Source organism: Amycolatopsis sp. CA-211722, assembly GCF_056828465.1.
In genome coordinates, this window is the sequence record NZ_CP184752.1 from 395,104 (window position 1) to 416,628 (window position 21,525).

At 69.7% G+C, this 21,525-nt stretch carries 17 protein-coding genes; 9 read left to right on the plus strand and 8 right to left on the minus strand.

What is annotated here, in order from left to right; translation table 11 throughout:
• Window positions 1-16: 16 nt before the first annotated feature.
• The 4 genes from ACOCEP_RS01875 to ACOCEP_RS01890 are packed head-to-tail and all read right to left on the minus strand — an operon-like array spanning window position 17 to window position 6,038.
• Entirely contained in the window at window positions 17-958 is a 942-nt protein-coding gene (locus ACOCEP_RS01875) for a hypothetical protein (protein ID WP_482335444.1), read from the minus strand.
• Window positions 915-5,348 (minus strand): WXG100-like domain-containing protein, encoded by a 4,434-nt coding sequence (locus ACOCEP_RS01880; protein ID WP_482335445.1) that lies wholly within the window; start codon window positions 5,346-5,348, stop codon window positions 915-917. Before ACOCEP_RS01880 ends, ACOCEP_RS01875 begins: the two co-directional genes overlap by 44 nt.
• Window position 5,349: 1 nt before the next feature.
• Complete coding sequence (locus ACOCEP_RS01885; protein ID WP_482335446.1) at window positions 5,350-5,676, minus strand: WXG100 family type VII secretion target; 327 nt, start codon at window positions 5,674-5,676, stop codon at window positions 5,350-5,352.
• Window positions 5,673-6,038 (minus strand): YbaB/EbfC family nucleoid-associated protein, encoded by a 366-nt coding sequence (locus tag ACOCEP_RS01890; RefSeq protein WP_482335447.1) that lies wholly within the window; start codon window positions 6,036-6,038, stop codon window positions 5,673-5,675. The genes ACOCEP_RS01885 and ACOCEP_RS01890 overlap by 4 nt, the downstream gene beginning before the upstream one ends.
• Before the next feature lie 137 nt (window positions 6,039-6,175).
• On the opposite strand from ACOCEP_RS01890, the gene ACOCEP_RS01895 reads away from it, so the two are divergent.
• From ACOCEP_RS01895 to mycP, 3 genes are read left to right on the plus strand one after another with little or no spacing between them, the layout of a single operon-like run.
• Window positions 6,176-6,520 carry a hypothetical protein gene (locus ACOCEP_RS01895; RefSeq protein ID WP_482335448.1) on the plus strand — a complete coding sequence of 115 codons (345 nt, stop codon included), beginning with the start codon at window positions 6,176-6,178 and terminating at the stop codon, window positions 6,518-6,520.
• Window positions 6,517-7,482, plus strand: a complete 966-nt coding sequence (locus ACOCEP_RS01900; RefSeq protein WP_482335449.1) for a DUF6177 family protein — start codon at window positions 6,517-6,519, stop codon at window positions 7,480-7,482. Before ACOCEP_RS01895 ends, ACOCEP_RS01900 begins: the two co-directional genes overlap by 4 nt.
• Before the next feature lie 4 nt (window positions 7,483-7,486).
• On the plus strand, window positions 7,487-8,761 hold the full coding sequence (gene mycP, locus ACOCEP_RS01905; protein WP_482335450.1) for a type VII secretion-associated serine protease mycosin: 1,275 nt from the start codon (window positions 7,487-7,489) through the stop codon (window positions 8,759-8,761).
• Window positions 8,762-8,826: 65 nt separating this feature from the next.
• Here mycP and ACOCEP_RS01910 read toward each other — a convergent pair whose 3' ends face one another.
• The gene (locus tag ACOCEP_RS01910; RefSeq protein WP_482335451.1) at window positions 8,827-9,120 is read right to left on the minus strand and encodes a hypothetical protein; all 294 of its coding nucleotides are present in this window, start codon (window positions 9,118-9,120) and stop codon (window positions 8,827-8,829) included.
• 25 nt (window positions 9,121-9,145) lie between these two features.
• Window positions 9,146-9,445 (minus strand): WXG100 family type VII secretion target, encoded by a 300-nt coding sequence (locus ACOCEP_RS01915; RefSeq protein ID WP_482335452.1) that lies wholly within the window; start codon window positions 9,443-9,445, stop codon window positions 9,146-9,148.
• 134 nt (window positions 9,446-9,579) lie between these two features.
• On the opposite strand from ACOCEP_RS01915, the gene eccCa reads away from it, so the two are divergent.
• The 5 genes from eccCa (at window position 9,580) to ACOCEP_RS01940 (ending at window position 17,029) form a co-directional block, all read left to right on the plus strand.
• Window positions 9,580-13,539, plus strand: coding sequence for a type VII secretion protein EccCa (eccCa, locus tag ACOCEP_RS01920; RefSeq protein WP_482335453.1), 3,960 nt, complete (start codon window positions 9,580-9,582; stop codon window positions 13,537-13,539).
• A 74-nt stretch (window positions 13,540-13,613) separates the two neighbouring features.
• Window positions 13,614-13,994 (plus strand): hypothetical protein, encoded by a 381-nt coding sequence (locus ACOCEP_RS01925; protein ID WP_482335454.1) that lies wholly within the window; start codon window positions 13,614-13,616, stop codon window positions 13,992-13,994.
• Window positions 13,995-14,003: 9 nt separating this feature from the next.
• The gene (locus ACOCEP_RS01930; RefSeq protein WP_482335455.1) at window positions 14,004-15,383 is read left to right on the plus strand and encodes a hypothetical protein; all 1,380 of its coding nucleotides are present in this window, start codon (window positions 14,004-14,006) and stop codon (window positions 15,381-15,383) included.
• 10 nt (window positions 15,384-15,393) lie between these two features.
• A complete protein-coding gene (locus tag ACOCEP_RS01935; protein ID WP_482335456.1) occupies window positions 15,394-15,810 on the plus strand; it encodes a hypothetical protein in 417 nt (138 codons plus the stop codon).
• 10 nt (window positions 15,811-15,820) lie between these two features.
• On the plus strand, window positions 15,821-17,029 hold the full coding sequence (locus tag ACOCEP_RS01940) for a hypothetical protein (RefSeq protein ID WP_482335457.1): 1,209 nt from the start codon (window positions 15,821-15,823) through the stop codon (window positions 17,027-17,029).
• A gap of 164 nt (window positions 17,030-17,193) precedes the next feature.
• On the opposite strand, the gene eccB is transcribed toward ACOCEP_RS01940, so the two are convergent.
• Both eccB and eccD read right to left on the minus strand, forming a co-directional pair.
• A complete protein-coding gene (gene eccB / locus ACOCEP_RS01945) occupies window positions 17,194-18,627 on the minus strand; it encodes a type VII secretion protein EccB (protein WP_482335458.1) in 1,434 nt (477 codons plus the stop codon).
• 4 nt (window positions 18,628-18,631) lie between these two features.
• On the minus strand, window positions 18,632-20,014 hold the full coding sequence (gene eccD / locus ACOCEP_RS01950) for a type VII secretion integral membrane protein EccD (protein ID WP_482335459.1): 1,383 nt from the start codon (window positions 20,012-20,014) through the stop codon (window positions 18,632-18,634).
• Window positions 20,015-20,116: 102 nt separating this feature from the next.
• Between eccD and ACOCEP_RS01955 the strand changes: the two genes are divergently transcribed.
• Entirely contained in the window at window positions 20,117-21,502 is a 1,386-nt protein-coding gene (locus tag ACOCEP_RS01955) for a serine/threonine protein kinase (RefSeq protein ID WP_482335460.1), read from the plus strand.
• Window positions 21,503-21,525 lie beyond the last annotated feature (23 nt).

The window sequence follows — 21,525 nt, forward strand, 5'->3', positions numbered from 1 at the left end:
GGAGACGGCGCCGGCCTCACTGGTTCTTCGTGCCCGCCGCGGCCGCGCCGTCGCGCAGCCAGCCGGGAACGTGCTCGGCCTCGCGCGGGTACATCCGCAGTTCCTCTTGGAAGAATCGTGCGTCCGGGCGGTGATCCCAGTCCGGCTCGTCGTACCAGTCGTATTCGGCGCTGAACTTCCCGCTGACCACGAGATGGAACCTGACAGACGTCCAAGTTCCTTCCCCTGGCTTGTACATGTCGGCCCGCAGACCGGTGAAGAACTCGACAGCGCCCGGGGGTTCCCACTCGATCATCTGCCCGAAGACGGTCATCACCTGGGCATGGATCTCCACATAGCCGCCGACCGAACGGAAATCGACGAAGAGCTGCTGCCAGTCGACCGGAAGACGCTGGGTCAGGTGATCGCGGAACGCCGTGACCACCTCACCGACCAGCGCCTGGTTCAGCGGGATCAGCTCGGTGACGTCCTTTTCCGGCGGAGCGGGGCGGTCCTTCCATTCGGGCAGCTTGTCGAGCAGCCACTCCGGCGTGTGTTCGAGCTCCCTCGCGAACAGCTTGAGATCCTCCGCGTAGTTCGAATCCTCGATGGCCGGATTCCACTCCGGTTCGTAATCGCGGTTGTAGCTGCGGAAGAACGCACCCGACGACTCGAGGGTGAACCGCGCGGAGAACCAGGCGCCCCGCTCCGGAGCACGCCGGTACTGCGCGACACGCAAGCGCGCCAGAGGCCGGTTCAGTTCCACCGGTGGGGCGATCTCAAGCGTCGAACCGTCGTCGCGAAGGACGGTGAGCGCCAGGTCCTGCACCGGGACGGTCATCCGGCTGATCAGGTCGATACGGCGCCAGCCGCTCTCCCCGACGAGGTCGACGAGCGCGTTCCCCACCCGCTGCTCCAGCTCGACCGGATCGTCGTCAGCCCCGGAAGTCCCTGGGCCAGAGTTCGACGTTGTGGTCATTGGGGAAGCTCCTCACGTGGATGGTCGTCCTGCCGTTTTCGTCGACTTCTCGCCACCGGACGTGGCGTGAATGCGCGTCGTCCACCCCGCGGTCACGAAGCTCGAAGACATCTTCCCAAACGACATCGCCCGCGGCGTCCTGGTTCCGCTCGTTCATGTAGAACGTGTCGTCCCGGTGGGTCAGCGGAGTGCTCTGTCCTTGGTTTTGCGACCGTACTTGGGTGCCCTGGTTGATCGCCTCGCCGCCGCCACCACGAGCGGTGCCGCGGTGGTGACCACCGTCATCGAGGTTGTGGTTTTCTTTGCCGTTGGGCGGTGTCTGCTTGCCACCAAGGGCGCCGACCTCCGACTGGGCCGACCCGTCCCGGCGCAACTGGGTGTAGCCGTCCGGGTCCGGTACGCCGGAAGTCGCCACGGTGTTGCCCCGCGCGTCGGTGCGGTGGAAGGCGGTGCCGTCGTCCACGCTGACCACCGCCGACCTCGGCGGCTGATTCAGGTCCGCGTCGAACGGTTTCCCGGTGTGCACATGGGTGACCGCTCCGGTGGGTCCTGTCTGGAAGGTTCCATAGGGCGCGCCCTCCCTGTCGAGGAGAGTGAACCGCGTGTTCGGTGGCAGATCGGTCCGATTGGTGAACTGATTGCCGCGTTTGCCGTTGACGTTCTTCGTCACCTGCTCGTGCTGCCGGGGCGTCCAGTCGCCGGTCTTCCCACCCGAGAACGTCTTGTCCTTGGCGTTGTAGGTGACCTCGTTGTCGGGCTTCGGCCAGGTGCTTTCGGGATTCTTCGCCCTCTTGGTCCCGTAGAAACCGTCTTGGGTGACGTCCGCGCCGATCCGGTCACCGTGCCCGATCTCCGGGTTCGTCCGCCCGCGCTGGCCGGTTTCCGCCTCGACGTGGGTGATCTTCCCGTCCGCGTCGGTGTAGTGGGTCGCGCGTGGTTGCCCATACTCGTCGGTAACCGTATGTGCCCTGTTCGGCTCCAGGGTCGGGTTTCCGTCCGCGTCCAGCTTGGGGTTGCCCGCTGCGTCCGTGTGCATCCGGTTGAAGGCGTCGGTCTGGCCGACCACTCGGTCGTGGTGCACTGGCGGCCCCTCCGTGCGGGGTCGTTCGTACTTCACCCCGGGCTCGGGGATCCCGTCGGCGTCGACACGGTATTCCTGGTGCATCGGCCCGCGATCGACCCGGTAGTTGGCGTCGCCGACCCGGTTCGCCAGTTCCGGGTTCGTCCTGCCCGGATGCTGATCGGTGTCGATCCATTTGACCTTGCCGGTTCCGTCGGTCTGGAAGGTCCCGCGCGGATTGCCTTCGGCGTCGACGACGTGGTACCGGGTGTCCGGATGCAGATCCGTGCGATGACTGAACGGTTCGTCGACCTTGGGCGCGGGAACGTCTTCGTTCGGTACTCGCACCGTCTTCGACGGGATGCCCGGTTCTTCGACGTCCGCGTTGCGGGTCACGAACTGCTCGCCGTGGACGGTGTCGACCGGGATCGCCGTCGTCGTGGTGTGAGTCGTGCCGTCGGCTCTCGTCGCGAACGAGTCCACCCGGTGGCCTGCCTGGACCCGGTAGTCGGCGTTGCGGGCGGGCCAGGCGACTTCCGGGTTGATGTGGTTCCGGTTGTTCGGCACGACGGCCTCGACGTGCGTCACCACACCTCGGGAATCGGTGTAGGCATGGCTCCGTACGGTGCCTTCGGGACCGTAGACGTCGTACCGGGTGCGAGGGCTCAGGCTCTCCGCGGAAGCGAAGAACGAATCGTTCTCGCCCAGATGCCTCGGCTCCACCCGGTCGAATCCGGGCTCGTGCCACCTCGTCTGGATCTGTGGGTCCAGGTCGGGGTCGGGAGCGCGATGCGGGGCGAGTGGATCCTGGTCCGGGACACCGGTGTCCTCACGTGGAGGCGGTGAATCCCCGGTGTCACCACCGTCATGGTGGTTTCCACCCGGTGTCGCGGGATCATCCGGATTGATGACGGAATCGATGTCCCGTGGTGGAGGGACGTCCCCGTCCGGCGCGCGCGCCGGCTGCGGATGCCGGGGGTGGTCTCCGCCTCGTATCGGGGGCCCCGGCCGCCCGGAATTCAGGTCCAGGAAAGGATCGCCCATCGGCATCCTCGATCCCGGGCGGCGTGGCCCGGGTTCCGGCCACAGGCCCCCCGAGCCCGTGGCCGTGCTGTGCGAGCGGGTGGACGGCCGCGGCGCCTCCGGCACCGGGCCTTCAGCGCGTGCCGCCGGCCCGGCGGAAGGCGTTAGCCCGGCCAGCTGAGGCTCGCCCTTCGGAGCGGACTCAGGATGCTCGGCCGGGCGAGGTCGATCTGCGTCCAGGTCGATGTCGACGAGGGTGGTGTCGTGCCGCGGCGGTAGTCCGGGATCACCGTCCGGCAGGGATTTGGGCGGGGCAGGCTCCTCGGGCGTCGTTTCCTTGTCCTTCGGGGTGGAGTCCTTGGCCGGAGGCGTATCCGTGACCTTGGTGGTGGGCAGCGCGGGGTGACCTGCGGCGGCATCCTCGACGGTGTGCACGAGGCCGAGCACCCTGGCGACGGTGTAGAGGCCCTTCTGCCTCGGTGTCTGCGGGTTGACCGGCGTGCTCGCCGCCCAATCCTCCTGCGCCTTCCGGACGGTTTCCCTCTCCGGGAGCCCCAGGTGTTCGCGTGTGTCCGCCGGATCGACCCGGTCGGACATCCTGACTTCACCGGTCTCGCGATTGATGGTGGCCGTCGGCTCGTCGGCGTCCCGCGCGCGATGTCCTGTCGCTTCGGGACTCCCCGTCTGGGAGTGATGGGACGGCGCTTCGGAAGCGGCTGGGTTCTCGCCGCGGGCCGTCGGCGCGGTCTCAGGATCCCGACCCGGTGCGGGGGTCTCGTTCGCCTTGGGGGCAGGGGAAGCCTGTTCGGTTCCGGATGTGCGATGCGGGCCCTGTTCCATCGCTTCACCGACCGAACCGGGTCGCGTCGAAGGCTCTGGCGGCGTCGGAGGATCGGGCCGCGGCGACGGCTCGGGCCGCGGCGAAGGGTCAGGACGGGGCGAAGGTTCGGGTCGCCTGGAGGGGTCTGGCTCCCGTACAGGGGCTCGTTCGTCGGGTGCCCTGCTTGGCCGCCGTTCATCGGGTACGTGGTCCGGTGTCCTGTCACCGGGCGGCCGGTTCGGCGGTCCCTCGGGTGGTGGTGGCCCGTCCGGCGTCCGGTCACCCGGCGGGTTCGCCGCCGGTGTCTCATCGGGTGTACGCGGGTTGTGCGGCGGAGGCGGGGCGTCCCCGGCGTGCGCCGGAACCTCGACGGGCGAATGCCCGAGCCCGACCTTCGCGAGCAGCGAGTCGACACCGGGGATCTTGCGGACGGCTTTGGCCGCCAGCTCGGTTCCGGTGGGGATCTTCGTGATCGCCGTCCCCGCCTTTTCGGCGACGCGGCCCGCTGCCGCGACGGCACCGACCTTGCTCCCGGCAGCCGCGGTTCCCGCACCGCGGATCGCCGCGCCCGCGCCCTTGGTACCGAGCACCGCGCTGGCGATGTTGAAGGTGGTCTTACCCGCCGCCCGGGACGGATCTTCGCTCCAGGTGTCCCAGGCGACCATCGTCTTGCCCGCCTCGACCAACGTCGAGCCCATCTCACCGCGGTCGAATCCCGGGAGGCCGACGGTCTGGTCGAGTTGCGCCAGTCCCGGGGTGGAGTAGGTCGCCACGGCGAGGCCGAACTTGCCCAGTCCCTTCCACGCATCACCGAACGTGGACCAGGAGAAGTGGCCGTCGCCGTAGCCCGCCAGCGCGGCGAAGCCCACGAACATCTCGACCGCGCCTTCCCACATTCCGACGAAGAACGAGCCGACTTCTTCCAAGCCGTCGACGAGTCCGCCGAGGAATCCCTCTCGCGGCTTCTTCGGCTGTTTGGTCTCCTCCCCCGCCGGTTTTCCGACCTTGCCCGCGTACTCGGTCATCAGGTTGGCTATCTGGGCGGCGACCTGGATGGCGAAAACCGTCCGCGACGCCCAGCTGGTGCACCGGTCGAAGAGTTCGTTGTTGTCGGAGATGTGCTTCCTGATCGCGTGCTTCGCGGCAACGATGAGGTTTCCGTAATCCCGGCAGGCCGCGGACAGGCTGTCCATCGCGACCGCCATCTCCTTGACCCCCGGTTCGCCGTACGAACCGTTGTTCAAGGAGTGAATGGCGTAGAACAGCTCGAAACCGGCGGCGTCCGTCCAGACCTTGCGCAGCTCCGCCGCGGCGCTGTCGGAGAGTTGGACGGCGGCACGCAGCGCGTTCGCGGACGCGGTCCACGCCGTGGCCAGATCCCACGCGGCGGTCTCGCTGTCCGAGGGCCAGATGGCTTCCTTGGTCTGGCCGCCGTTCTGGACCACCCAGTTCCAGAGGTCCCCGTCCGGCTCGACGATATCGGTCATGTCACCGGTCGAACCGGCCGGCGATGGTGCTGTCGACGGCCTGATAGGCCTGCACCGCCTGGCCGCCGTTGTCCGCCAGCTGCCGGTAGATTCCGGGGACCTGGTCCATGGCGGAGGCCACCGCGGTCCTCGGTGTCGTGTAGAGAGCGGTGAAGGCGCGCCCCAAGGGGCCGGTGCCGATCTGCCCGGGAACGTCGATCTTGCCCCGTTGGAGCACCCAGGCCGGGCCGAGTTCGTCACCCGCGGCGCGCAGCCTGTTCAGCTGTGCCACCGTCTCGCCGGGAAGCATGTCGATCTTGCCGTCACCGTCGCGGTCGATGCCGGTCATCGAAGCCTCCGGTCCAGTTCGTGCAGCAGCGGGTCGAAGCGCAGGTCCGTCGTCTCGGGAGTGGCGTCGGCGGGCAGAAAGCCCGCGACGATCTCCATGACCTCCTCCTGGGATCGTTCGACGGCCCGGTGGAAGGTCTCGGTGATGTCCCGCGCCAGCGCGACCGAATCGGGCGCCCGGTAGATCCGTGGGTCCAGCCACAGTTCGATGAGCTCACCGGCCCCGCCGACGGTCACGCCGATCAGCCCGTCGTCCGATTCGGCGGTGGCCCGGATCTCGGCCATCCTCCGTTGGGTGGACCGGATGTCCTGGGCCAGTCGCCCGTACTCGGCCCGCATGTCCAGCTGGAACGGCGAATCCATGGCACCTCCCCTGTTCGCGTCCGGATCAGCTTGTCCGCATCCGGCGGTTCGCGGGGCCGCGTGACCTGTTGCTGTCACTCGGGTTCGTCGCGTCGCCCGGCGCACGACCATGGGGGACGAGGAAAGGAGCCGACCGGATGACCTTCGACGTCGTCGGCCTGTGCCGCCGGGAACCCGATGCCGACGCGCTGATCTCGGCGATCCGGGCCGCGAGCCCACTGTCCGAAGTGGAAGTTGACGAAGACCGCATGCTGTTCCTGCTGCGGAATCCCGGTGGACGGGTGGTGCTGACCATCGAGAACGGCAGGACGGTCCGGGTACCGGGCGAAGTGCGGCGACTGCTCGGAATCGACGTGCCGCCACCGGTGTGGTGGGTGGAAAGCCGGGCACCGGAAGACGACACCGAGGCGGAGGCGATCGCACGGGAGTTCACCACCGCCCTGGTCGCCGCGACCGGCGGATCGTCGTGGTCGAGCCGATGAACGGGCAGCTGGGCGCTTGGGCCCGCGCGACGTCCGAAGCGATCGTCGTCGAACAGTTCCGTGACGTGGTCCCGGCATCCACCTGGCTCGTCGACGCCGCCAAGTCGGCCGTCGACAGCGGGCGAGTGCTGCAACTCGTCACCGGTGAGCGAAGTGGCCTCACCTTCCCGCTGGAGTCGCTGCTTGGCGACGCGCGCGCCGGTTGGGTCGTCCGCGACGCGAACGGTGGGCATCGCGACGGCTTCCTGGGGCTGCCCCTGGACTGGAACGGCACCAGGTTCGTCCCCGAGGCCGGCGCGACGATCCCTCCGCCGCGGAAGTACTCGCCGGGCAGCGGGGACCTCGAAGTCCAGATCAGCACCCCCTTCCCGGCGGGGGAACCGCTCCGGCTCGGCAAGAGCACCGAAATCGTGATGCGTGCGCTCACCGGCGCCGGGCCGCTCGGCTGGGGTGTCGCGGAACCGGTCACCGAACCCTGGTCCGCCGCCGACGTCTCCGCCCATTGCTTCGCGCGGGCGCCGAGACCCGTTTCGCTGGTCGTCGTCGGGAAGGGGATGACCGGGCGGCTGCGGGTGTCCCGAGTGGACGACGACGTCGTCGAGGAGCTCCATATCAGCGGACCGGCCGCGGGATCGGTGGATACCCGCCGCATCGAAGATCTGGCCGCCGAATGCGCGGGCACCGCGAGGCGGATGACCGTCGGAGCGGCCCCCGGCCGGACCCACGGCGTGCGTTCCACGATCCCGGCGCCGCCCGCGCTGCCCTACGGAGTCCTCTTCGGACATGAACTCGTCTCCGCCGTCGGAGTGGCACACGCGCACCGGACGCCGGCCGCACGGGTGCGGCTCCTCGGCGCCGGCGACCGCAAAGCCGTCTGGTGCCGGTTCGACGGCGGCGCTTCGACGCCGTTCGAGCAACTCACCGACATCCTCCACCACTACGCGACGCCAGTCGGGAGCTGAACCCATGAAACGCACTCTCGCCGCAGCCGCACTGGCCGTGACCGCCCCGTTCTTCGGAGCCGCGCCTCTCGCTCAGGCGGCGCCCCCGCCGGGGGCCTGTCACAACCCGGAACCGGCGAGGTCCGCCATACCGGCCCAGCCCTGGGCGCAGCAGGTCCTCGATCCGCAGCGGGCATGGCCGCACAGCCGGGGCGGTGGGGTCCTCATCGCGGTGGTCGATTCCGGCGTCGACGCCGACCACCCACAGCTCCAGCGGGCGGGAAAGGTTCTCCCCGGCCGGGACTTCTATCTCGCCGGTACCTTTCCCGGCGCCTTCGACTGTGTCTCCCACGGCACCGGGGTGGCCGCCATCGCCGCCGCGGATCCTGTGTCCGGTATCGGTTTCCACGGAGTCGCACCGGACGCGCGGATCCTGCCGGTGCGGATCAGCGATCGCGATGTCGGCGACCAGGGCGAGTCGTTGCGGATCGACCCCCAGGTCGTGGCCAACGGCATCCGGTACGGCGCGGACCAGGGCGCCAGGGTGATGAACCTTTCGTTGTCGGGGCACGAGGATTTCGCCGTCATCCGTGACGCCGTCGCGTACGCGGTCGCCAAAGACGTCCTGGTGGTGGCCGCGGCGGGCAACGGACAACGGGACGCGAACACCGAACTGCCGTCGTATCCCGCCTCCTACCCCGGAGTGCTCGCGGTGGGCGCGGTGGACATCGACGGCGCGCGGATCCAGGGTTCCCAGGTCGGTCGCTACGTCGACCTCGTCGCCCCTGGAGCCAAGGTCCTGACCGGGACGAGAGTGGCGGGCCACGCCTATGTCGACGGCACGAGTTTCGCCGCCCCGTTCGTGACCGGCACGGCCGCGCTGGTGCGCTCCGCCTGGCCTGGCCTCAGTGCCTCCGAAGTCGCGCAACGGCTGATGGCTACGGCGAACCCGGCCCGTGGTGGACGGGGCAGTCCCGCCTACGGGGCCGGCTTGGTCGATCCGTATCGGGCGGTGACCGATGGGCTCGATCCGCAGAAACCCGCGGCCCTGCCCGCTTTCATCCCGTCACCACCCGACCAGGCGCGGCTCGACCGGGAAGCCGCCGACGAACGCGCGGCCGAGATCGCGAAGTGGCTCGCCATCGCCGCGGTGACCGGGATCGTGCTGGCCGCGCTGTTCGCGGTCGTCGTGCCGCGCGGACGCCGCCGTCGCTGGCGGCCCGCCCGTGCGGAGCCGGTGCCCGATCAGCCCGCCGTCGTCGAACCGCCGGAGCAGGTCTTCCTGATCTCCGAGCCTTGACCCTCGCCCATGAAGAATCCCCGGAGCGATGTGCTCCGGGGATTCTTCATGGGCGAGGATCACGATCAGCCGAACAAGGCACTGCATTTCGAGACAGTGTGCTCGTAACCGTCGGCCGCGCCATTGGTGACCACGCCCTTCTGCTGGCCACACTCGATGTCCTCACCGGCGATCTTCTGGTCCCGCATCAGCGCCGCGTAACCGTCGATGTTGTTCTGGCCCTCCCAGAACTCCTGCGAACGCAACGCTTCGTGACGCTGGTCGTCCAGCGACTGGCTGTGCTGAGCCATCGTGCTCTGCAGGTTACCCGCGATCGCATGCAGGTCTCCGAAGTTCGCCGAAATGAGCGAGTCGAACATTTACTCTCCCTTTCAATCGGTACGATCAGTTGATGACCGAGCCAATGGCGTTACTCCACTCGTTGTCCACGTCGTCGTAGTTGACGTGGACCTGGGTGATCTTGTCGGACATGAGGTCCACGTTTTCGGTGTTCCTCCCCCAGTTGTCCTGCCTGACGATCTCGGTGCCCTCATACGTTCGGCTGGCCTTCCCCTTCCAGCTCGAGCTGAGCCCCTTGATGGCGCCGAGACTCGAATGCACCTGTGCGTTGATGTCCTCACCGATCGCCCGCGTCTTCGCCGCGTATGCGGCCATCGACGCGATATCGCCGGAGAAATAGCTCACTTCATCCTCCATTCCACGACATTGGGTGCTCCTTACCTTCGCCAAGTTAGTGAGCGATCGAGGCGCTTTCCGGTGGTCGGCAGCTTCCTGCCAGCGCGGTCCCGGAGCCGCCGCGGTGGCCGACGATCGTTCTCGTGTCGACAGTCGTGGTGAAGCGCCCCACCCGCAGGCCGGGCCCGGAGATGCCGTCCGGTGAGCTGATCCTTCAGCCACCGCCGGAGATCCCGCCCCCGCCCGCGCGGCAGTGGGCCCAGGTGCTGATGGTGCTGCCGATGGTGGCGATGACGGCCGGGATGCTGCTCATGTACTCCGGCAGCATGAACGGGTCGATGCGCTTCGCGATCTACGGGATCATGGGCGTCGGCATGCTCGGCATGGTCGTCATGGGGTTCCTGCAGGGTGGTGGCCCGAGCAAACGGGAAATGGGGCACGCCCGCCGGAAGTACCTGCGGCATCTGGCCCAGCATCGGTTGCGGTTACGGCGATCGATCCGCAAGCAGCGCGAGGCGATGGAATACCTCCATCCGGACCCGGCCTCGTTGTGGTCTCTGGCGGGAAGCTACCGCCTGTGGGAACGCCGCAAGGAGGACCCCGACTTCGGCGTCGCCCGCATCGGGCTGAGCGCGCAGAACCCGGCGACCACCCTGGTCACTCCCGACACCAAACCGCTCGAAGAGCTGGAACCGTTGTCCGCGCTGGCGCTGCGCCGGTTCATCACCACTTATTCCACTGTGGACAGGCTGCCGATCGCCATCGCGATCAACGGCTTCAGCCGGATCTACCTGCGCGGAGCCCGGGACGCCGCGCTCGGCATGCTGCGCGCGGCACTGGGGCAGCTGGTCACCCTGCACTCCCCCGACGACTTGCGCGTCGCAGTCTGCGTGAACGAGGAGCACCGGGCCGGCTGGGAGTGGACCAAGTGGCTGCCACACGCCCTGCATCCCGAGCGTTCGGACGCGCTCGGCCCGCTTCGCCTGGTGGCGCCGAGCATTCCCGCGCTGGAGTCGATGCTGGAGGAGGAACTGGCCAAACGGCCGAGGTTCGACCCCGAAGCGGACGTCCGGCTGGCCGGACCGCATCTGGTGGTGGTACTCGACGGCGGCGCGGTCACCGGCTCGTCCCATCTCATGACCGGGGGCGGTGTCGAAGGCGTGACAGTCGTCGACCTGACCACGATGCCGCCGAGGGCCTTGGACCGGACCACCGTCGTACTCGCCGTCGACGCGGACGGCGGACTGCTCAGCGAGACGATCGACGGTGAGGCCCCGCTGGGGAAGGCCGACTCGCTGGGTCCCGTTGCCGCCGAAGGGCTCGCCCGCCAGCTGGCACCGCTACGGCTGACCGCGGGCCTGCGAGGCGAGGCCCCGATGAGCACCGAACTCGGGCTGGCGGAATTGCTGGAACTGGGCGATCCATACGAATTCGATCCCGCCGACACCTGGGAGCCGAGGCCGAACCGGGACCGGCTCCGGGTCCAGTTCGGCATCCAGGCCGACGGCGCCCCGATCGAACTCGACCTCAAGGAGTCGGCGCAGGACGGCATGGGGCCGCACGGCCTGCTCATCGGGGCCACCGGCTCCGGGAAATCGGAGCTGCTACGAACGCTGGTCCTCGCGCTGGCGGTCACCCACCCACCGAGCTCGCTGAACTTCGCGCTGGTCGACTTCAAGGGCGGCGCCACCTTCGCCAGGCTGGACGCGTTGCCGCACACCAGTGCGGTGATCACCAACCTCGCCGACGAATTGCATCTGGTCGACCGGATGACCGACGCGATCAACGGCGAGCTGATCCGCCGTCAGGAACTGTTGCGGGCGGCCGGCAACTTCTCCTCCCTGCGTGACTACGAAAAGGCGCGGGCCGCGGGTGCGCCGCTGCCCGAAGTGCCGACGTTGCTGGTGATCTGTGACGAGTTCTCCGAACTGCTGTCCGCCAAGCCCGACTTCATCGACATGTTCGTCCAAATCGGACGGGTCGGGCGCTCGCTCGGCGTCCATCTCCTGCTCGCCTCGCAACGCCTCGAAGAAGGCCGGTTGCGTGGCCTGGAAACCCACCTGTCCTACCGGGTCGGGCTCCGCACGTTCTCCGAGATGGAGAGCCGGGCGGTGCTCGGGGTCACCGACGCCTTCAAACTGCCGCGCGCGCCCGGGCACGGGTTCCTCAAGGTCGGTACGGAGCCGATGGACCGGTTCCGCTCCGCCTATGTCTCCGGCGTGTACCAGCGGGCGACCGGTGGAAGCGTGCCCACGAACCCCGGGGAACGCTTGGTGTTGCAGGAGTACACCACGGCCTACGTCGCCGAGGAATTCGACATCGAGCCGGAAGAGTCCACCGAGCCGGACGACGACACCGCCGTCGGCGAAACGTTGCTGGACATCCTGGTCGATCGGCTCGAAGGGCGGGGAACCCCGGCTCATCAGGTCTGGTTGCCACCGCTGGCGGAGTCCCCGACCCTGGACGCGCTGCTGCCCCCGCTGGTCGCCGATTCCCGGCGCGGGCTCTCCACCGGTGAAAGCGGTTCGCTGCGGCCGGTGCTGGGCATCGTGGACCGGCCGTTCGAGCAGCGGCGCGACCCGCTGGTCCTGGACCTGGCCGGCGCCGCCGGGCACGTGCTGGTCATCGGGGCTCCGCAGACCGGGAAGAGCACGGTGTTGCGGACGTTGATCGCCAGCCTCGCGCTCACGCACACGCCTCGCGAAGTCCAGTTCTATTGCCTCGATTTCGGCGGGGGAACGCTCGCGTCGATCGCGGGCCTGCCGCATGTCGCCGGCGTTTCGGGCCGGCTCGACACCGGCGCCGTCCGGCGGACTGTGGCCGAGGTGTCGACGATCCTGGCCCAGCGGGAACGGCTGTTCGCCGAGCAGCAGATCGACGGCATCGTCACCTATCGCAGGCTGCGTGCCGAAAACCGGTTCCCCGCGGAAAAGCATGGCGACGTCTTCCTGGTCATCGACGGCTGGCAGACGCTGCGCAGCGATTTCCCGGAACTCGAAGAGACGGTCGGCGACATCGCCGCGCGCGGCCTTTCCTATGGCGTGCACGTCGTGGCCGCGTGCTCCCGCTCGTTCGACCTGCGGATGAACGTCCGTGACCTGTTCGCCAGCAGACTGGAGCTGAAGATCGGTGATCCGATCGACTCCGTCATCGACCGGCGTGCCGCGATGAGCGTTCCGGCGGACGCGCCGGGGCACGGCATCGCCATGAGCGGGCACCAGATGCTGATCGCGTTGCCCCGTGTCGACGGTGTCGCGGAGGCGGACGACCTCGCCGACGGCATCGGCGCGCTCGTCGAAGCGGTGAAGACGGCGTGGCCGGGTGAACCCGCGCCGTCGGTCCGGCTGCTGCCGGGAATCCTGCCGTACGAGGAGCTTCCTCCCACCGACAACACGGACGGCGAGGAGCAGGGGCTCGCGGTCGGGATCCACGAAAGCGACCTGTCGCCGATGCGGCTCGACTTCGCCAAGGACCCGCACTTCTTCGTGCTCGCCGACACCCAGAGCGGCAAGACGTCGTTCCTCCGGGTGCTCGCCAAACGGATCCAGAAGGCCTACACCCCGGACGAAGCCCGAATCATCCTGGTCGACCATCGCCGGAGCTTGCTCGGCGAAGTGGGCGCGGACCACCTTCTCGGCTACGGCACCAACGACGAGCAGAGCGGGCGAATGCTCCTCGAGACGGCGAAGGCACTGTCGAAGCGGCTGCCGGGACAGGACGTCACCCCCGAGCAGTTACGGAAGAGGAACTGGTGGGAGGGACCCGAGATCTTCGTGCTCGTCGACGACTACGACATGGTTGCGACGCACAAGGAGCATCCGCTCATGGCGTTGCTGCCGCTGGCCGCACAGGGTTCGGACATCGGACTGCACGTGGTGCTGGCCCGCCGGACCGGTGGCGCGGGCCGCGGCCTGTTCGAGCCTTTCCTCGGCAGGTTGCGGGAAGTGGGCACCCCCGGCCTGATGATGTCCGGCGATCGTGACGAAGGCCCGCTGCTGGGCGGAATGCGAGCGCAGGTCCTGCCTCCGGGACGTGGCTGGCTGGTGGACCGCCGCGGCCAGAAGGGCCTGGTGCAACTCGCGTGGCTCCCGGAGCGGGAATGACCGGTTCCTGTCGCCACCCCCGGCCGGGAGCCCGGAAGTGGTTGCCTTTCCTCAAAACGACGTGAGGAGTCACGATGAGCGGTGACGAGATCAACGGTGACACCGACGCCATGCGGGAGTTCGCGTCCCGGGTCATGGGCAGCCTCGAGCAGCCGCCGGTCAGCAACATCTCCAGGCTCGACGGGTCGACAGCATGCCCCGGTGGGCTGGACAACCTCTGCATGCACCTCACTGCCGCGGAAAACCACAGTGTCCAGCAACTGCAGATCTTCATCACGCAGGTCGAGCAGGGATTCACGGCGTACAGCGCATTCGTCCAGCAAACGGCCGCGAGCTATATCCGCGCCGACGAAGCCGCCCGCCAGGAGATCTTGAACACCTTCGTCTCGCGGAATCCGGAGGCCCACACGGAAATCGACCCCCGGCTCGCCGCACCGCGCGCCGGACAGCGCTGAGGGGATCTCATGGCGTCCCTCGAGGAAATGTACGGGCAGCTCACGGCGGAGATGCATACCCACGTCCCCAAGCTGGTGGCCATCGGCTACCTGTGGCGGGACGCGAGGGCCTGGATCGACGGGCAGGCGACTCTCCTCCACCAGCAAGCGAATCAGCTCGTCACCCAGGATCGGTGGCCCGACGCCGCCGGACGCCAGTTCATGGCGCGGGTGAGCCGGGACACCACCGTCATGCGGAGTTGGATCGACCCGAGCGGGATCGTCACGTCGATGATGACCGTCGGGCTCCCGGTACCACAGAAGCAGACCACCGCGTCGGAGGTGCTCGACAAGGTCAACACCCTGAACCTGGCACTCTGCGCGGCCCAGAACTTCGCGAAAGACCAGATCGACCTCTACAACAGACTGTCCGAAGAGGACAGGGGGAAACAGCGGCCGGACATCGAAACGAAGATCGCCGACGAGATCACCAAGCTCGGCCCGAAGTACCAGGAAGCGGCGCTGGCCATGCAGAAAGCCGTCGGCTTGCCGTGGGAAGGCCCGCTCGGTGCGACGTCCGGGAAGGGACAGCCCGGACCGGCCACGAACGGCGTTCCCGCTTCCGGAGCCGCTTCTCCCACAGCCACGCCCGCGCCTTCTTCCCCGCAGCCACAGGAACCCAGCCCCACGGAGGAAGAGGTCCCGGAGACGACGGATCCGGTCAAGGACGCTCTCGAAGCGGCACCCGGTGCCCTGGACGCCTTGAGCCAGGCGATGCAGTCGGCTCAACAGCTGCTGGGCGGCGGCTCGGGCTCCCCCAGCCCGACGCCGCTCAGCCCGATCGATCCGCTCGCCCCGGGAGACTCGCTCACCCCCGCGGAGGTCGCGGACCGGCTCGCCCGACTCGACGGTGGTTCCGGCCTGCCGAGCCTCGCCGGGGGCGGGGTGAGCCCGGTCGGTGGTCCGGCGGGCGGAGCCGGTGGAGCGCCCGCCCCGACGACGCCGATCAACCCTTCGGCACCCGGCGGTGCAGGCAACGCCGCTTTCCCGGTGGCGGCTTCCTTTTCCGCCACGGGTTCCGGCGGCACCGGCACGGCGGGCACTCCCGGCGCGATGCCACCGGCACAGCAGCAACCGCAGCACGGCGGAGCGCGGACCGGTAACGGCATCAAACCCGGCGCGGCCGAGCACAGCGCCACCGGACGGTCCCGGGACCGCAAACCCGGCGTGACGCCGGGGGTTTCCCTGCTCGGCCGGTCCGGACGTGGCCGCCCGGTCGACCGGTCAACCGAACCGGCTCCCGCGCCGCGCCGCTGGGACCGGGAGAACGACACGGTCCAGCTGCTCGACGAGGAGCTGTGGCAGGTCAAACAGGAAGACAGTGGTCCGCGCTATCGCGCCGGACAGTGAGGAGGGGTAGATGCCTGATCAAATCAACGCGGACACCGAGTCGATGAGCGCTTACTCGAGCAAGCTCACCGCCCCGGAGATGCCGCCGTCGCTGGCACGGCTGGGAACACCGCCGAATCTGACCGGCCTCTTCGAAGGCATCGCGATGTCGGTGCTGGACAAGGCCGCCACCGCGAGCATGGCCGCGTTCATGGCGAAGATGACCGAAGAGATGGTCACCGACTCGACGAAGGTCAAGACCGCCGCGATCACCTACAGCGCGGCGGACGTCACCAGTGCGCTCGAGCTGGCCACGTCCGCCACCAAGGTGCTCAAACAGGGCATCGATCTGGTGAAGCAGACGGCGGGCACCGTGCAACAACCGTCCACCACCACCGAAAAACCGGCCGACCCGGCCGCGGGCGGCGCCCCGCAGGACCTGGTCTGAGGAGCTGATCATGGCTGTTCCCTACAACCTGTTGCCGATCGAGGCGCATCTGGCGATGATCACGGCCGAGCAGGCCAACGTCGCCGTTCTCACCGACGCGGCCCGTATGTGGACCGAATCCCGTACCTGGATCGAAAACGCGTCGACCGAATTGCACACCCGGGTGGGCGAGCTTTCGCCGACGTGGCAGGACGACGCGGGCCGCGCCCACGAAGAACGGGCGCAACGCTCACTCGCCGAACTCCGGTTCTGGGGTGAGCGGATCGATCTCGCTCAGCCCGCCGAGACACTGACGACTCTCGCGAGCGGTATCCAGGAGACGATGCAGGAGGTGTCGCTGCTGCACAGCCAGTACATGGCGGCGATCGCCAACCCGCTGACCGCCTGGGCGGCTCCGCTCATCCAGCAGGCCTCGGGAGCGCGCATGACCGCGCTCGGCGCGCAGTTCGACATGTCGATGCTCAAGGTCGTCTCGGCTTCCGGGATCCAGCAGCCCGACCATCTGATGCCCGAGACCCCGCAGGCGTCCACGGAAGGGAACTCGCCCGCCGACTTCATCAAGGCGGCCGAAGCGGGAATGAACGCGCTGTCGGAAGTGCAGGGTCTGGCCGAGTCGCTCGGTGTCGGCGGTGGAAGCGGCGGAACGGGAACGGACGCCTCGATGCCGGAAATCCCCGGCTACGACGGGACGTCAGGTGTTTCGCTCGCCGGGCTCGCCCCCCTTCCGACCGCGGCAGGGGCGGTCCCGGGCCTCGGCGGAATCCCCGGCGGCTCGGGCGCACCGCCGGTCCCGACGGGGCTGCTCGGCGGTATCGGCGCGGCGGGTGGGATGGCCGGTCTCCCGGTCGCGGCGAAACCGATCGGGACGAAGAAGGCGCCCAGCCTCGCGTCCGAAATCCAGCCGGCGGCAGCGAGCTCGTCCACCGCGAAGGCGGCGACGGGCCCGATGTCGCCGATGGCGCCGCCGCACGCCGGCGGACAGAACACGGCGAGCACGCTCCGGCCGTCGTCGAACGACCAGCCGGTCGGGCGGAACGGTGCGTCGCGCAGGACGTCCTCCGGCGGGAGCGACGGCGTTCCGGCGAAGCTGCGTGGCCGGGCCGCCAACGGCAATCCGGACACGGGGTTCACGCTGACGCGCGGCCAGCGGCCGGGTGAGTCAGAGTCGGGTTCGGTCCAGATGCTCGACGAAGACCTCTGGCGGCCGGCCACTCGCTGAACCGTTTGTACGTGAAGGCCCCCTTCACTGCGTCCAGCGCAGTGAAGGGGGCCTTCACGTATCTCGCGTGCTTGGAGACGTAACTCGCGTGTTTGGAGGCGTAACTCGTGAGTTACGCCTCCAAACACGCGAGTTACGCCTAGGGACACGCGAATGGCGGCCGGTCAGCCGCCCAGGGTCTGGCGCCGCGCGGCGGCCGGGTCGAGGCTCGGGCCTTCGGGCAGCCGCGCGACCAGGCCGGCGGGCAGCCGCACAGGGCGCGCCGACGGGTAGCCGAGCATCTTCAGCACGTCGGGTGAAGCCAGCGGGTAGCGGCGCCCCATGTCGGTCACGACGGTCAGCGTTCCGGCGGCGGCGGAAGGCGAGGGCATCGCCTCGACGACGATCGCGCTGCCGGGCGGCACGTGGACGCGGTCCGCGAGCGGGGTCCCGGTGGCGGTCCGGCGGGCGGTGGTGGACATCGGGTCCGCGGCGGGCAGTGCGGGATCGACGGTCAGCGAGGGCGCCGCGGAGCCGTCGCCGAAGGTGGCGCACGCGGTGGCGTCTTGGTCGCGCAGGCGCGCGATGGCCGGACGGGTGGCGGGCGCGGCGCCCGCTTCGGCGCGGACCGGGTCCAGCTGCCGGGACATGGTCGCCAGCGAAGGCGGCAGCGCCACGGTCTTCGGTTCGGCGCCGGGATAGGCCGCGAGCATCTGGGCGCTCGCGCGCTGGACGTCGTACTGCAGTTCGGTGATGGGGCGCAAGGCATCCCGCTCGGCGAGGTAGTGCTGCCGCCCGCCGCCGGAGGTCTGCACCAGCAACAGCATCCCGTTCCGGATGTCGGTCCGGCCGGGCACCGCGGCGGACACCTCGCCCGCCGCCGCCACCGGCAGCGGCCCGATCGGCGTACCTTCCGGGAGCACGTCGAGCCACGCCCGGCCCACCCGCGCCCACGGCTCGGCGGTCAACGCGAGGCCGGTGCCGACGGCGCCGTAGTCGGTGATCCGGTGCCGGTGCCCTCGCCACACGACGAACCGGTCACCGGTCGACGTCGATTCCACCAGCAGCGCCTGGTCTCCCAGCTCCGCGCCACCGGACGGCGCCGCGCCCGCCAGCAGTACCGATTCCTCGATGCGGCTGCCCGCCAGGTCGCTCGCGGGCGCCGAACACAGCGACCACGAGCCGGTGAGCAGCTTTTCGGGGCCGGGCAGGCCGTCCGGCGCGTCGGCGATGCCGATCCGGGGCCCTCGCGGGACTCCGGCGAGTGATTCGCGCGAAACCCGTTCCGTGGTGCCGTGTTCGCCGAGCAGCAACAGGGCGGACGCGTAGTTCGCGACGGGGTGCAGCCGCTCGTCCAGGTAGACGTACCGCGTCCCGCTCTCCTTCTCGACGATGACGGCGGCGTTCTTGCGCCAGGCGTTGTTCCCGCCGGGCACGATCATCCCGTAGACCCCGACGCACGCCAGCGCCACGATCGCCACCGCGACACTGGCGAACGCGGCTCCGGACGGCCGCCGGAACGGTGGCTGCTCGGGATCGGTCTCCCTCGTCACGAGCGCGGAGATGGCGCGCTGCACCAGGAATTGGTACGCCTGCAGTTGATCCCGTTTGGACGCCATGGTTTCAGCCCCCCAGCCCGCGCACGTAGCCGTACAGCCCGAGCACCGAACACGCCACCGGGACGACGGCGATCGTCAGCAGGATCTCGAAGTATTCGGCGATCCGGCCGAGATACGGGTTGGCGGCGCGGGTGCTCAGCACGACACCGGAGGCGATCACGCCCGCCGCCACGGCCAAGGACAGCGGCCCGGCCAGGACGAGCAGCAGCGAACGGTCCGCCATGAGCGGGCCCGCCAGCAGGCAGCCGGCGCCGAAGATCCCGGTCACCAGCACCAGCAGCCGCTGCCGCAGGATCGGGTACAACCGCGCTCGCACCAGAAAACCGGCCGCGAGCAGGGCGACGAGCACGACCGCGGCCTCGCTGTCGCCGCGGATCAGCTGCAGCTGGCAGTACATGACGACGATCGCCGCGCCGCCCAGCATCCCGGTGAGCAGCGCGTCCGCCCTGGCGACGGCGGCGTGCACGAGATCGAGCGGCGGCTGGGGATCGTCGCGGACCAGGTCCGCGGTCGAGCGCGGCAGCACCGGCATAGGCACCCGGCCCAGCCGCAGCGCCAGCGGCGCGAACGTGGTCGAGAGCACGAGGACCCCGCCGCCGAGCACGGCCGCCGACCGGTACCCGGCGAGGTCGTCGAAGGTGGCGAGCCAGCCGCCGAGTACCCCGAGCAGGCCGACGGTGGCCGCGCCCGCGAACAGTTCGGGCGCGGCGACCACCCCGAGATGGCCGACGACGGCCGCGAGCAGCAGCGCCGCGCTCGCCAGCAGCAGATGGCCGGCGGACAGCGCGCCGATCGGGTCGTCGCCCGCCAGCAGGAGCCCGCCGCCGGTGAAGGCGAACGGGAGCGCGACGGCGGCGAGCACCGCCCCGGCACCGGCGTCGCGCAGTGCCCGCGCGAGCAGGACACCGGCGGCCAGAAGCAGCGCGGAGACCGCCAGCGCCCAGGACGCCGGTGACGTCCACGGCGGGCCGGCGCGCAGTACGGCGAGCAGGCCGAAGGACATCGCCACCCCGCCGACGGCCAGCCCGGCCTGCCGCGTGTGCCGCGGCCCCCATGCCTTGCCGGTACGACCGGACCCGGTGGCGATCGCGTCCACCAGGTCGTCGTACTCGGGCTCGGGCCATTCGGCGCGGCGCGGCGTCAGATGGAGGATCTCCCCGTCCCGGACCCGGTGCGCGCCCAGCGTCCGGTCCAGATCGAAGGGTGTCCCGTCGGCGCGGCGCATCTGCCAGCCGCCGCCGGCGACCCCGTCGTCCGCCATCCCCTCGCCCGCCCGCGCGAGCAGGCCGGGGAGGATTTCGGCGACGGACGCGTGTTCCGGCAGCGCCATGTCGATGCGCCGGTGCGGTGTGGTGATGGTGACCCTGACCAGGCCGGCAGTCTGCATGGGAAAAGGGTCGGCCAGCGGCCCGCCCGCCGGGCCACGGCGGCAGGAACCTGCCGCCGGGAAAGTACTCCGGATCCGGTCTTCTTGCGCGACAATGGGGTCATGAGCATCGAGACAGGGCTGCTCGCCCAGGGCCCCATCGCGACCGTGTACGCGGGCCGGGATCCCGCCACGGGCAACGACTTCGCGATCAAGATGTTCCCCGGCGCCTTCGACCGCGAGACCTCCGCTTGGCTGGAACGCGAGCGGAAGGCGCTGGCCGCCGTGCGTTCGACGCGCTCGGTGCTGCAGATCGACGACGTGCTGACCGACGCGGGCGGCCGGTCCGGCGTCCGCCGCGAACTGTGCCCTGGTTCACTCGCCGGTCTGCTGGATTCCGGTGCCAGGCTTGGTGTTCCCGACGTGCTCGCGCTCGGCGCCGCGATCGCGTCGGCGCTCGCCGCGGCGCACGGCGCGGACGTGCTGCACGGCGGGGTGAGCCCGCACAACGTGCTGTACCGCGCCTCCGGCGAGTTCGTGCTCGCCGATTTCGGGGTCGCTCTGCGGCGGCGATTCCCGCGCGATCCGATGTACGCGGTCGAGTACACCGCGCCGGAAACCCTGCGCGACGACACGCTTTCCCCCGCGTCCGACCTTTATGGACTCGGCGCGGTGCTCTACGCCGCGTTGACCGGCACACCGCCCTTTCCCCGGCACACCGGGCAACAGCCCGGCGAACGGATCCTCCAGGTGCTGCGGGAGCCGGTCGCGCCGATCCAGGATCCGGGCGTCCCGAGGGAGCTTTCCGCCACCATCCTGCGGTTGCTGGCCAAGGAACCGGCCGACCGGCCGCAGGACGTCGCGTCGCTGGCGCGGTTGTTCACGAAGCTGCGGCAGCCCGGCGGCGAAGTCGTCACCGCGGAACCCGTCGACGTGCCGGCCGAAGAGGAAGACGTCGAGTTCGACGATTTCGCCGTGGTCCAGCGGCAGCCCGCCGCCCCGTCACCGGTGCAGGTGGTGCAGGCGCCGCCTTCGGGCGGCCGGACCCTGATCCGCGAGTTCAGCGGCCCGCTCAAGACCGAACGCCGTCTTCCTTGGAAGCCCGTCGCGCTGGCGGGCGCCGGCGTGCTCGCCGCCGGGCTGGCCGTGGTACCGCTGGTCCTCGGCCCGGCGGAGATCGGCGGGCAGGCCGTCCCGGTCGCGGCCGCGATCCCGCCGCCCGCACCGGCTTCCGCTCCCGCTCCGGACGTCAAACTGGCGCTGGCCCCGCCGCGCGACCAGAGCGATCACGTGCAGCTGAACTGGACCGCGGAGGGCGAGCTGGACTTCGTCGTGATCATGGCGGGCGAGCGGCTCGAGACGAAACAGCTCGTCGCCCACCGTCAGCGCAGCCTCGACGTCCCGGTCGACCCGGCGCGCCGGTACTGCTTCCAGCTCAGGGCGACCGACGGCCGCCACATCTACACCACCGAGCCGGTCGCGATCCGCGGCGCCCGCTGCAACCCGTGAGCTGAAGGGGACTTTCCCCGCAT